10 protein-coding genes and 1 CRISPR repeat array are annotated in these 12,509 nt (G+C 55.0%); all 10 genes read right to left on the minus strand.

What is annotated here, in order from left to right:
• Positions 1-27: 27 nt before the first annotated feature.
• Positions 28-858: a hypothetical protein gene (locus Q8Q08_05535; protein MDP2653478.1), complete on the minus strand. Its 831-nt coding sequence runs from the start codon at positions 856-858 to the stop codon at positions 28-30.
• On the minus strand, positions 858-2,240 hold the full coding sequence (locus Q8Q08_05540) for a hypothetical protein (GenBank protein ID MDP2653479.1): 1,383 nt from the start codon (positions 2,238-2,240) through the stop codon (positions 858-860). The genes Q8Q08_05535 and Q8Q08_05540 overlap by 1 nt, the downstream gene beginning before the upstream one ends.
• Positions 2,237-3,115 carry an ABC transporter ATP-binding protein gene (locus Q8Q08_05545; protein ID MDP2653480.1) on the minus strand — a complete coding sequence of 293 codons (879 nt, stop codon included), beginning with the start codon at positions 3,113-3,115 and terminating at the stop codon, positions 2,237-2,239. Before Q8Q08_05545 ends, Q8Q08_05540 begins: the two co-directional genes overlap by 4 nt.
• Positions 3,108-3,512 (minus strand): GntR family transcriptional regulator, encoded by a 405-nt coding sequence (locus tag Q8Q08_05550; GenBank protein ID MDP2653481.1) that lies wholly within the window; start codon positions 3,510-3,512, stop codon positions 3,108-3,110. Before Q8Q08_05550 ends, Q8Q08_05545 begins: the two co-directional genes overlap by 8 nt.
• Before the next feature lie 141 nt (positions 3,513-3,653).
• A complete protein-coding gene (locus Q8Q08_05555; GenBank protein MDP2653482.1) occupies positions 3,654-4,151 on the minus strand; it encodes a peptidylprolyl isomerase in 498 nt (165 codons plus the stop codon).
• Positions 4,152-4,432: 281 nt separating this feature from the next.
• The gene (locus Q8Q08_05560; protein ID MDP2653483.1) at positions 4,433-6,259 is read right to left on the minus strand and encodes a glycoside hydrolase family 15 protein; all 1,827 of its coding nucleotides are present in this window, start codon (positions 6,257-6,259) and stop codon (positions 4,433-4,435) included.
• Complete coding sequence (gene otsB / locus Q8Q08_05565) at positions 6,256-7,035, minus strand: trehalose-phosphatase (protein MDP2653484.1); 780 nt, start codon at positions 7,033-7,035, stop codon at positions 6,256-6,258. Before otsB ends, Q8Q08_05560 begins: the two co-directional genes overlap by 4 nt.
• A 211-nt stretch (positions 7,036-7,246) precedes the next feature.
• Positions 7,247-8,725, minus strand: coding sequence for a trehalose-6-phosphate synthase (locus Q8Q08_05570; GenBank protein ID MDP2653485.1), 1,479 nt, complete (start codon positions 8,723-8,725; stop codon positions 7,247-7,249).
• Positions 8,726-9,014: 289 nt separating this feature from the next.
• Positions 9,015-10,242: direct repeats of the CRISPR family, unit length 36 nt; unit sequence CCGCCTCAAGCTGTTGGAAATCGCTGCGGAGTGAAT.
• A gap of 269 nt (positions 10,243-10,511) precedes the next feature.
• A complete protein-coding gene (gene cas2 / locus Q8Q08_05575; GenBank protein MDP2653486.1) occupies positions 10,512-10,802 on the minus strand; it encodes a CRISPR-associated endonuclease Cas2 in 291 nt (96 codons plus the stop codon).
• Between the two features lie 3 nt (positions 10,803-10,805).
• Positions 10,806-12,503, minus strand: a complete 1,698-nt coding sequence (gene cas1, locus Q8Q08_05580) for a CRISPR-associated endonuclease Cas1 (protein MDP2653487.1) — start codon at positions 12,501-12,503, stop codon at positions 10,806-10,808.
• Positions 12,504-12,509 lie beyond the last annotated feature (6 nt).

Consider the following 12,509-nt stretch of genomic DNA (forward strand, 5'->3'; position numbering starts at 1 on the left):
TCGATGTCTCCTTATTGGAAATAAAAATTACAGGCAAATCATCCACAAATCCCGGGTTGGATCGCTCCTCTCGGTCATACTCTCCCCACCCAGACCGCATCTCGCATCTTTCACCACTCCGCCTTCACCGTCAACTTCCTCTACTGTGCACGCAAACCGCCGATCATGTCCTTGAACGTCTAACACAAAAGTTGTGACACAGCCGTTCAGGGAACATACCCGGGCATAAACCGGGTCCTCGGCTAAAGCGGCTTTCAGCCCCTGTCCCGCGGATCGCTGAACACCCTCATTCTGGAGGACACACCTGACCGCGTCCTCGTAGTCAGCGCCGTATCTTTTCAGGGCCCAAGAATGCCTCGCGACAATGGAGCCATTGGCCGGGAATCCAGAGATGAGATGACGTTCCGCGAAAAAAGACAATGGCAACAGGAAAAAGATAAAGCCTGCCGTCGCCCAATAAGCACGGGGCCTCGGGGGAGGAAGGCCCCTCTTCAACTGAACCGCGCAGATGATACCAAGAATGGAAAAAGCATGGCCGCACAGATCATAATACGCCATGCCGATGAAATGGAAGAATTTCACGGTCAAAGCTGCCGCAAGAAATCCGAGAGGCCAAAAGATCAGCCCTAAAAAAACGATCCATATCGGAACAATTTCTTTGTCTTTTCGGGACATACTCCAGATGGCCGCGGCCGCACAATAAAGACCCAAACCATACGCCAAATGAGGAATCAAAAAGCCCCAACCGGCCCATCCCCCCAAAGAGGCATCGATAACATTTTGAAAAGGCCAAGAGATAATTTCCCTCAATAATTTAGCAATCATGAAAATAACAAGGGGCAATAAGATATTGTTCATCAAAACTCTCCTCCCTTCCACCGATCATAACCCAACTTTTGAAACCATGTCGCGCCGATCAACCAGACGATAGCGTGAATCACCATATCATCCGCGGCCAGGTGCGGCACCAGCATGAATTCCACCTGGGTCAGGGCGCACGAGAATAACCCGTTGAAAATGACCTTTTTCGGCGACGTCAACGCCGCCATATAAACGATCCACTGCAGGGAGAAAAATCCAAAACCGCCGGCCAGCAAAAGGAATGCCCATAATTTCCAGGCGGTCAACAGGTCCGGCGAAAGGATCTTCGCCGGAAGAAGGGCAAAATAAACGGCGAATAAAAGCCAGTAACAGGCAAAATCCATGGACAACAGCGCTCCCCTCTCCAGAAGGAACCTTGTTTTCCGGACCGGCTTGAGCAGATCATACCCAAGATACGCGGCCTGTTTATACCGCCCGCAGACCGCGATCAGGACCGGCGCGATGGAATACAGCAGAAAATTGGTATAAGGGCTCTTGTAAAATTTGTGCAAACCCGAAAAGTGCTCGATGAATTGCAGGTACAGCGGAGTCGTCAGGGCCAGGAGGACCAGAACAATCTTGACCTCTTCCCGCTCGATCCGGTCCCAGTGCAACATCCTGGACAAGAATCCCGCTCCGGCCGGATACGCGGGAAGGGCCGCCGGCCTTGATTTGATGCCGCAACGCTCCGCAACAGATTCCACCCATCCGGTCAACACCTGCGTCAGCCTCATCTGATTGCGGATCAGGTCTTTTTGCGGCCACGCCATCAAGAAGGGGTACTCGAAACTGTCTTCCTTGATCCGGAGCAACCGCTGAACGATGAGTGCCGCCAGCAGGAAACTCGAACCGCCCATCACGATCCGGGTCATTTCTGAAATTCCCAGGAACGCGATCACCTGCGAGGTCTGCCCGGCGACCACCAACAGCGCGAAATACGCCATAAAAAGGATGCCCGCGATGGACAGATACCCGAGATAAATGATCAGCAATGAAACAAACAGGCAGGTCATATAAATCCCGGCGAATTCCTGCGGCGTGATCTGAAAGTTGGGCACAAGCCCGCTGCGGCAGATCGACAGGATCCCGATAAAAACCGCGTAAACCATGACGGCGGCCAGCATGTGCGACGGCCGGTGCCGCGGCATCAGCGAGGCGCGGTGATTCGCGAATTGTCTTTTGATCAGCACCCCGAACACAAACGCCAGCCAGGTGATCATGACGAACATCAGCGTCCACATGTCCTCGGCAACGTCCCAAATCCCGAACCGGAGCGAAGTCTTAGCGATGAAGTCTCCCGCGACAAGAATCCCGGCCAACAGCATAAACACCGGGTGCCGGAGATAGATCAGCAGGATTTGCGCGATGCGTTTGCTCATCGGTTCAGCTCCAGAAAAATCTCTTCCAGATTCAGGTCCTCCACCCGGACCTCGGCCTTCCAGGCGTTCTCGAAATACCCCTTTGTCCCGGGGCTGAAATCCCGGACGCACAGGATCGCTTCGTTGCCGCTGGCCTCATAATGCAAAAGCCCGTTGATCTTCAGTTCCTTGGGCACAGGCCCGGCCGCGCGCACGCGCAGGCGTTTGACCTCGTCTTTGAGCTCGTCCAGCCCTCCGCAAAAGTCGATCTGCCCGCTTTTCAGCAAGGCCACGCGGTCGGCCACGCGCTCCAGGTCCGATGTGATGTGCGTTGAGAAGAAAACCGTGCATTCCCGGTTGGACACAATCTCCAGGATGGTTTTTAAAAACTGCCTGCGGGCCGCCGGATCCAAACTGGCCACCGGCTCATCAAACACCAGGAGCTCCGGCTCATGCCCCAGCGATAATATGATCGAAAGTTTCTGCGCTTCCCCCTCGGAGAGAAGCCCGACCTTCTGCCGGGGATCCAGTTCCCATTCGCGGACCAGCCGGTCCACCAGGCCGCGGTTCCAGCGCGGGTAAAACGACCCCGTGTATTCCAAAAGCTGCCCGACCTTGAACCAGGGATAAACCCGGTCCGACTGCGGCACGTAACCGAGCTGTTCCTTGGTTTTCTCCTGAAAATCCCGGGGGTTATCGTCAAGCACCCGGATTTGACCGGCCTGCGTATTGAGAAGGCCCAGGACGCATTTGATCAGCGTTGTTTTCCCGGCCCCGTTTTTCCCAAGCAGGCCGAAGACCGATCCCCTGGGCACAGTCAGCGTCAGGTCCTTGAGCACGTCCTTGGCCCCGTAACGTTTATTGACGTTGCGGATATCAATGACCGCATTATCCATTTTTTTTCTCCTTCCAAAGGTCCTTGAGCAACTCCAGCACCCGTTGAGGGCTCAGCGACAGCTGTTCGGCCCTGGCCATGACTTCTCTTAATAAGGGAACGATCTGGTCCTCCCGGTTTTCGACATTCTTTTTGGGAACAAGGGATATCTTGACCCGCATCCCCTGCCCGCGCACGAATTCCAGCACGCCTTCTTTCTCTAATAAAGAATAGGCCTTGGACACGGTCATGGGATTGATTTCCAGTTCAGCGGCGACCTGGCGGACAGACGGGAGGAACGCCCCCGGGGTCAGGCGGCCGGCCGCCGCATGGGTCTTCACCTGATCGGTGATCTGGCGGTAAATCGGGACACCTGATGTGGCAAGGATTTGAAAATAATATCGAGGGCTGGCGCTCATATTCCTGTCTCTGTGGAATGGTTGGCGTTCATGTGTATTACAATAATAATACACAAATACACCAATGTCAAGGCGTGAAAAAATAAAAACCCCGTTTTCAACCTCGGAGGTTGAAAACGGGGCAAAGGCTAAGAAACTTTTTTACCGGATCGCAACGACGGTGATGTCAAAAACCAGCTGTTTTCCGGCCATCGGGTGATTGAAATCAAGCACAACCGTGTCGCCCTTGATTTCCTGGACTATCGCCGGGACTTGCTGGCCTTCTTTTGTCTGGAGGGGGACCACCATTCCCTTTTCGATCGTGACATTGGCCGGAAACAAGGATTTCGGGGCTTCCTGGATCGCCTCGGGGTTCGGCTGGCCGTAGGCTTCGTCGGCCGGGACCGTGACGGTCTTCTTGTCCCCAACCTTCAAACCCGTGAGCCGCTTTTCCAGGCCCGGGATGATGCTGCCGCCGCCATGGACATATTCCATGGGCTCCTTGCCTTCGGACGTGTCCACCACCTCTCCGTCAACCCTGACGGTATAATCGAGTTGGACCGTTTTACCGTTTTCGATCACAACGTCTCCCGCCTGGGCAGCGGCTGAAAAACCTGCTAAAAATCCGGCCACCGCGAGACTCCGAACGAACCGTTTCATACACCCTCCTGTTTTAGATGAACGACTGTTTTCCCAACGGGCGCTTCGCAGCGGCTCCTGCCTTTTTCAAGAAAATGCCGCAAGACGAGTTCTTCTCCGCCTTGCGGCAAGTTATCCCTGATCTGAATGGCGCGACCCGATATCTCTTTTGTATGATGATCCTGTCAAGGGACCTCGCTTCGCTCGGCCACTTGGCCGTGGCATGACCACGGCCAAGTACTGCATCAAGCCACGGGCAAAGCCCGTGGCATCTGATTTGTCAAATAAATCCTGCCGGGACCTTATAATGACCTCCGCCCGTTCTCCCCGCGGAAAACGTCGCTCCAGTTGTAATCGGTCTCGAGCAGAAAAACGGTCTGGATCAGGGCCAGGTGCGAATACCCTTGAGGAAAGTTGCCGGTCAAACGGCCGGTGGCGATTTCGATGTCTTCGGAAAAAAGCTTGTGGGGGTTGGCGAATTTAAGAAGATTCTCGAACATCTCCCGGGCCTTTTGCTCCTGTCCGGTCAGGCACAACGCGTTGATCAGCCAGAATGTGCAGACGACAAAGGCGTTCTCGGGGAGACCGAAGTCGTCCTCGGCCGTGTAGCGCAGGACGAGATTGTTTCGGACCAGGTGCTTGCATGTCTGCTCCACCGTGCTCACGATCATCGGATCTGTCCTGTCCAAAAAACCGTAATGCAACATGAGCAAATTGGCGGCGTCCAGGTCATCCGAACCGTAGGACATGGTGAAGGCCTTGACCTTGGGATTCCAGCCATGCGCCAGGATGTCCTGTTTGATCTTGGCCGCCATCTTCAGGCAGCGCTCGGCGTAATCCGTCTTGCCGACATGCTTCGCGATCCTGGCCGCACGGTCCATGGCCACCCAGTTCATCAATTTGGAATGGACATGATGCTTGGCCTCCCCGCGTTTTTCCCAGATGCCGCTGTCCGGCTCCTGCCAGGTTTCCAGGACATCATTGACCAGGGCCCGCACCACGGTCCAGAGTTCTTCGTCAAAATAGATCTCCCCGCGGTGGCGCAGAAGCACAAAATAACTGTAAATGGTCTCGATCAACTCGCCGTAAAGATCGTTTTGCCGCTGCCGGTAGGCGTCGTTGCCGACCCGCACCGGCCGGGAAGACTCATACCCCTTGAGATGGTCGAGCGTTCTCTCAACGAGCTCTTTCTCCCCGTTGATGCCGTACACGGCGGAGATGTTGTCGTGCTTGAGCAGCATCCGGTTGAGGATGAACTGAATATAGCGGGACGACGAACGGGCGTGCCCGATCCGGGCGTAGAGGTCGATGATCATGGACGCGTCGCGGATCCAGCAATACCGGTAGTCCCAATTGCGTTCCTTGCCGATGATCTCGGGGAGCGACGTGGTCGGAGCGGCAATGACCGCGCCGGTCCTCTGGAACATCAGAAGCTTCAGCGTAACGGCGGCCCGGATCACCCAGTCTTTGTACGTCTCCGGCACTTTGGTCTTGTGGGCCCAACCCAGCCAATAGGACTTGGTTTTTTCATACTCCACGTAAACCCTTTCGATGTTCACCGGCTCCAGCTTTTCATGATAGGACAACAGCAAATAATACGACACCCCGGCTTTCAGCTCAATCGGCCGTCCGTCAATAACGCGCGGCTTGTCCAAGTCGGTGTAAAGATAAAAGCTGTTGTACTCTCCGCCCTGGGACGTGAGCTTGACATAGTCTTTGTAAATGACGGGGTTGGCGCCTCCCAGGGCATAATTCGGCATAGGTTTGAGGTCAATGATAATCCGGGGCGAGCCGGAAACCACATGGATGTCACGCTGGACCTCCGACGGGCAGAAGTACTCATCGCGGCCCGTGACGAAACGCGGCATGTAATCCCTCACCTCAAAAACACCATGTCCGGTTTTAAACGTCGTCTTGAGGATAGGGGTATAGGAAATGTACTCCTGGCTGACCTCCAGGACGTCCTCGGCGGAAATCCTGAAATGGCCCCCCTTTTCGTCGTCCAGAAGACGCGCGAACAGAGACGAGGAATCGAAGAACGGCAGGCACAGCCAGTCGATGCTGCAGTCCGGCCCGATCAGGGCCGCGCTGGTGCAATTGCCGATGATGCCGTAGTCGTAGTTTTTCATGAGTCGGTCAGTTTCTTCAGAGTTTTCAAAACCTCGGCCGGGGAGCGCAGGTAATAGACTGCCGCGGTTCTGCGCGCTCCGGGAGACCCGACAAAGACCGTGATCCCTTTGCCTTTCAAGGCGCGGAAGGCGTCTTCATCTGTTAGGTCATCCCCGATATAAATCGGAAGAACCGGACTCTTCCCTTTCCGTAACCTGGACAAAAACCAGAGGGCGATCCGTCCCTTGTTCCAGCTCACCGGAGGCCGCACCTCATAAACTTTTTTGCCGCTCTTCAGGACGACCCGGCCAAGCCGCACATGCGGGGACACGGCCTTCCGGAACCTTTCCCGCATCCGGCGAAGGTCAGCGGACTTGACCAGCCGGTAGTGAAAACTCAGAGAATAAATTTTGTTTTCGATGATGATGCCCGGGATGTCGCTGCGGATACCGTTCAAACGCCGCAGGATGTCCAGCAACGCCGCTGACACGCGTTTGGGCAAGGGATACGAAAACCGCAGCCCCGGCCCCCGGAGCTCCAACCCATGATTGCCCGCGCATGTCACGCTGTCAAGCCCGACTTTTTTCCGCACGTCCTTCAAAGACCGGCCGCTGACAACCGCCACGCTCACACCCGGTTCCCGCGCCAGCCGGCGCAACACATTCCTGGTCCGGGCCGGTGTCCGGGCCTGCGCAGGCGTGGGCGCGATCGGCACGAGGGTCCCGTCGTAATCCAGGAAGACCACAATCCTTTTCCCGGCCAGCCCCGGCCGGAGCGAATCCCAGGCTTTCAGCAAATGCCTCAATGCCACGGTTCCCTCAATTTTCTTATCCCTGCTCCGTAGACGTTCGCTCGCAAGCTCGCTCACCTCCGCAGGGTTAATTCGCCCAACAAACTTATGTCGCCTATGGCTCCATAAGTCAGCACCTGCTTTCCATAACATCAGGAGGAAGCTGGTGCTGTGCTTGCTCCATCTTGGATTCAAGGGAAGCAAGCACAGGGGCTCATTATTCCTTGAACTCGAATTTCAGCAGTTCCGAAATAATTTTCCCGGCCCAGCGGTAAATGTTGGCCGTGCGGATCGTCTCGCGCATTTTGCCCATCCGCCGCGCCCGGTCCTCTTCGGACAACGTCAGGGCCTTGTAAATCCCCTCGCAGAATTCCTCGCGGTCATACGGGTTGACCAGGACGGCGTCCGTCAATTCCCGCGCGGCCCCGGTGAACTGGCTCAGGACCAGCATCCCCCCCTCGTCCGTCCGGCTGGCCACGTATTCCTTGGCGACCAGGTTCATCCCGTCATGCAGGGAGGCCACCAGCGCGGCGTCGCTGATGCGATAAAGGGCCAGCAGCTTGGGCAGAGAAAAATGGTCCCGCACAAAAATCACCGGGCGCCAGCTGTCCGTTGAATATTTCCAGTTTACATCCTCAACCATCGCGTTGATCTGGTCGTTCAGGTCCTTGTACGGCTGCGTGTGCAAACGGCTGATCACGCCGATCTGCAGAAAGACGAGCTTTCCCCGCAGGTCGGGGTAACGCTCCAGCAAACGGTCCACGGCCAGGATCTTTTCCGGGATCCCTTTGGTGTAATCGATGCGGTCCAGGCCGATCAGGACTTTTTTGCCGGCCAAGTCATAATCGCCGCGCAGGGACTCTTCCAGGGCCTTGACCTCCGCCGATCCGGCCCTCTGGGCGATCCCCTCGAAATCCACGCTGATCGGATACGGGCGGATCAGGGTCTCGTGCCCGGAACGCACGACGGAAAACCGCTCCCGGTCGATCTTGCTTTCCATCTCGCGGTCGATGACGTCGAGAAAATTGTGGCAGTGGTAACGGATATGAAAGCCGATCAGATCATTGGCCAGAAGCCCGTTGAGGAGCTCCTCCCGTTGCGGGCAGATACGGAAGATCTCATAGCTCGGCCAGGGGACATGCCAAAAATGGGCGGTGATGAGCTGCTTGGGAGCCATCTCCTTCAGGTATTGGGGAAGAAGACAGAGATGATAATCCTGGATCCAGACAAAGGCCTTTCGGCCCCCGATCTCCTCGATGACCGCCTTGGCGAATTTCCGGTTGACGCTTTTGTAATATTCCCAGTCCTCCTGCCGGAAGAGGGGCCTCTGGAAGGCCAGGTGGCACAGCGGCCAGAGGACATTGTTGGAATAACCGTGATAATACCCAAGCTCTTCCTCTTTGGTAAGCCAGATTCTCCGGAGAGTGTACGAAGGGTCGTGGGGGGGAACGGTGATTTCCCCGTTGGGCCCCGAGACGGAGCGGTCGGCGTCCCCGCTGCCGAAAGCCACCCAGGTCCCGCGGCAGGCCTGCATGATCGGGTCCAGCGCGCTGATGACCCCGCCGACCCCGCGCTGGCATTCCACCTTGCCTTTTTTATGGACATGCACGTAGGGCTGGCGGTTGGAGACGGCGATGAAGAGATAATCGCCGAGCTTGTCCTGGATGAAATTTTGAAGGTCCGTCTTTGTCCACATCTCCGTTGCCTCCCGGTGTGTCCTGAACTCCCTAACACCATATCCATTCAGGGGAATAATGTCAAGGGTTTCTCTTGGGAGGCGGAGAGAGAGAGCAAAAACCACCGGCCGGACGGCCTTAGCGCCGGTTCAACCGATACGAATCTTGTCCCTGCGGGGTTTTTTTGAGTGGAGATTAATAAACAAAACGAGGCTCGGATTCTCGATCCCCTGACTCCCACTTCTGGGAAGGGGTCACATCCAGTAAAATAATATCACTATCTAATTTCTCGCACCAATGGTGCAAGTTTTTCCTCAAGCTGTTGGAAATCGCTGCGGAGTGAATGCGGCTTATTTGTGGGGAAGCTATTGGATCTGCGACCGCCTCAAGCTGTTGGAAATCGCTGCGGAGTGAATCTCAATTCTTTGAGGTCTGCGAAAGGTGGGACTGGCCGCCTCAAGCTGTTGGAAATCGCTGCGGAGTGAATAGAGGTTCAACTCGTTCTTATGTTCAGCCCCGCACCGCCTCAAGCTGTTGGAAATCGCTGCGGAGTGAATTCAGCGTCCCTTTGGAATAACAGCTCGCCTCCATCCGCCTCAAGCTGTTGGAAATCGCTGCGGAGTGAATCCTGGCCAACAAATATATAAGAGAAAACCCCATGCCGCCTCAAGCTGTTGGAAATCGCTGCGGAGTGAATCATTAGATTGACAGAGCGCACGAATGACGGGGTCCGCCTCAAGCTGTTGGAAATCGCTGCGGAGTGAATGCAAGGGAAGGTGGCGTTAACTAAGCATTGGGGGCCGCCTCAAGCTGTTGGAAATCGCTGCGGAGTGAATATTTCCTTGCGTTCAGACTTTAGCCTCAATTCCTCCGCCTCAAGCTGTTGGAAATCGCTGCGGAGTGAATATAGTTCCAATGACGGCCTGGGTTCCATGTGTTCCCGCCTCAAGCTGTTGGAAATCGCTGCGGAGTGAATCAGTTGCTGCCCCAACGCCGATCGGGTCAACGATCCGCCTCAAGCTGTTGGAAATCGCTGCGGAGTGAATGGGCATGTCGGGAAGCAGGACGGAAAGCGTTGCGCCGCCTCAAGCTGTTGGAAATCGCTGCGGAGTGAATTTACCGAGAACGTCTTGCCGTGGTAAAACCGGCACCGCCTCAAGCTGTTGGAAATCGCTGCGGAGTGAATATCCGCCCACTGACGGAATCCGGTTTGCTGACACCGCCTCAAGCTGTTGGAAATCGCTGCGGAGTGAATTTCTGGATAAAAATTTCCTTGGAATCGTCCAGGTACCGCCTCAAGCTGTTGGAAATCGCTGCGGAGTGAATTCCCCGGACATCTTCATCTCTTTCATCAGAGAACTCCGCCTCAAGCTGTTGGAAATCGCTGCGGAGTGAATGGTCAAACTGTTCGCTAACTGGCCCACCCCTTCCCGCCTCAAGCTGTTGGAAATCGCTGCGGAGTGAATAAAATGAATCCAATCATTACGCCGGAAGCGAGAAGCCGCCTCAAGCTGTTGGAAATCGCTGCGGAGTGAATCGCGACCTTCGTATCACGCGGGTTACAAGGCACTTGAGTGGCGTCCAACGAGCGCCTCATCCAAAAACTTAACTCTATTGATGCCGATACAAACATCATAATTCTAAAGCGATTTATACCAACGTAATGCGAATTGCGAGCGCTCTAACGTCGCTCCGCGATCATCTCCGCACTCGCGATTTCAAAGAGCCTGCAATCCCAATGGCGGAAGGATTGTGGTCGGTGCCCGTAGGCAATCTCAAATTAGCAGAAAACCCGAATCGATGCAATCAAATAATGGTGACACGCGTCCGCCCCACATACGGCAGCCCCAACGCTTCAATAATCAAACTGGCTTCCGACGATTCGCTACCCAAGGAAACAAACAAGACCTGATCCTCATCATTTTGCAGGATATCGGAAAGTTCCGCCTTTAGCTCGGCCAACCGCAGTTTATCCAAGGGGCACTCGAAAACAGACAACTGTAAACGACTGCCATACCCTTCAAGCGTTTTGGCCACACGATACAAACGCTTGGGATGGGAAATATCATAACAAACCAGGAATCTCGTTCGCCTCATAGGTCATCGTGTTGTAAATCCGACATACCCCCCCGCCTCCCCCCTCACAAACCGCCACATCTGCCTTGCCTGGACTTCCAGCATGCGCCGATAGGTCATCTTGTACCCAAACTGTGGATGGGAAACTTCAGTGTCCATTCTCCGGCTATAGGACTCCCAAAAAGCCCGCCGCCCGCGATCATTCAAGAAGACACCGGACGCACTCATAACAAAATCATCCCCTGTTACTTCTCCCCGATTTACTAAGCTAACAGCCACGCTATCTACGATAAGCGGCCGAAATTCTTCCATGAGGTCCAAGGCCAATGCCGGACGGCCATAACGCGGCTGATGCATGACACCTAAAAACGGATCCAAACCAACGGTGTGACAAATCCCCGTCAACTCCTTGCATAACATGCTGTAACCCAACGAAAGAATCGCGTTAACCGGATCGCGCGGCGGACGGCGGTTGCGGGACGAAAAATCAAAGGTCAATTTTTCATCCGCTTTGAACATCCGGCCAAAATGCTCAAAATAAAGCGCCGCCGCCATTCCTTCAAGTCCCAAAAGCCCCTCCACATTCTCGGCCTCTGCCGCCTTATCTCTCAACTCCCCTATTTGATCCAGTACGCGCTGCGGCGGTTCGCTGTTACGCATTAACATGACCCGCTGATTATGAATTTTTGCGCGAATCATTTCACGGGCCATCTTGAGACAAACAACGGGCTGTTCAAACAAACGATACTGCCCCCGCCGCGCATCCACGCCCGAGGCGGGGAGACCCCGTAAAAGCCCAAGAAAGCGTCCGGACGGCGCGAAAAATGAAACGTCAACGTCATGCTCAAGAAAATCCTGCGCCGCCTGTGCCGTCACTTGCACCGCTCCGTAAAGATAAACAGCCCGCACTTGACGAGACGGTAATTTGCGGATAACTTCTTCCTTCACGCTCACAATGATTTGCCCTCCTCGCAATCCGACCTGTGCGCCGGGCGTTTGGACCACAAGGACCTCTCCCTCATCATTCTCCGGACGCGGGGCCCTCTTGATATCAACTGATTCTTCTCTCGAAACTTGCCAAAACCCGGATTCCCCTGGCAAACAAATAGGATACGCGGAACAATACAAACAGCGCGGATCGTCTTTTAATGGCGGTGGGCATTGGCCGCTCGCTGCCACGGCTTTTGCTTCGAGGATCTTCGCGCGGCACTCCTGCATTCGTTCCTCTGAAATATCTACCGGAACGCGACGTTTTTCCGCAGCATAATAGACAAACGCTTCTTTAACCTGAATTCCGTGCTCGCGCAGCAACATCGCCTGGGCAATCACCTGCATGGCATCAGGTTCCTTGGCGACCCGCTCGCCTTGCTCATCACGTCGCGCCGACCCCTTTTTGTAGTCCACCAAAATAGCGCCTTCGGAACCGCCTTCGATAATGTCAACCATGCCGACAAGCCCAAGCGTCTCGCTCTCCAACCGCAGCGAGCGAATACTTGATCCTTCCGGCAACTCAAGCTCCTTCACATTCTCCAAGCGCGACGGTTTATCGACATTGCGGTGGACGCGGGAACCCTCCACCGTGTCGGCGTTTTCCTGAAAAATATTCTCGACCCATTGGTAATAAAACAAACGGGGACAGTAGAGGAAATTGTGGAGACGACGGATAGGAAGCGGGGGTTGGGATTCAAGGTTGGATTGGGTTGGTAAAGGGACGTCGCTCATAAACGA

This window comes from Candidatus Omnitrophota bacterium (genome assembly GCA_030688425.1).
Lineage (GTDB): Bacteria > Omnitrophota > Gorgyraeia > Zapsychrales > JANLHA01 > JAUYIB01.

Excerpts from the sequence above, each read along its gene's own strand:
- Q8Q08_05560 (MDP2653483.1), bottom strand. The coding sequence starts at position 6,259 with ATGAAAAACTACGACTACGGCATCATCGGCAATTGCACCAGCGCGGCC.
- cas1 (MDP2653487.1), bottom strand. The coding sequence starts at position 12,503 with ATGAGCGACGTCCCTTTACCAACCCAATCCAACCTTGAATCCCAACCC.
- Q8Q08_05570 (MDP2653485.1), bottom strand. The coding sequence starts at position 8,725 with ATGTGGACAAAGACGGACCTTCAAAATTTCATCCAGGACAAGCTCGGC.
- cas2 (MDP2653486.1), bottom strand. The coding sequence starts at position 10,802 with ATGAGGCGAACGAGATTCCTGGTTTGTTATGATATTTCCCATCCCAAG.
- Q8Q08_05535 (MDP2653478.1), bottom strand. The coding sequence starts at position 858 with ATGAACAATATCTTATTGCCCCTTGTTATTTTCATGATTGCTAAATTA.
- Q8Q08_05540 (MDP2653479.1), bottom strand. The coding sequence starts at position 2,240 with ATGAGCAAACGCATCGCGCAAATCCTGCTGATCTATCTCCGGCACCCG.
- Q8Q08_05550 (MDP2653481.1), bottom strand. The coding sequence starts at position 3,512 with ATGAGCGCCAGCCCTCGATATTATTTTCAAATCCTTGCCACATCAGGT.
- Q8Q08_05555 (MDP2653482.1), bottom strand. The coding sequence starts at position 4,151 with ATGAAACGGTTCGTTCGGAGTCTCGCGGTGGCCGGATTTTTAGCAGGT.
- Q8Q08_05545 (MDP2653480.1), bottom strand. The coding sequence starts at position 3,115 with ATGGATAATGCGGTCATTGATATCCGCAACGTCAATAAACGTTACGGG.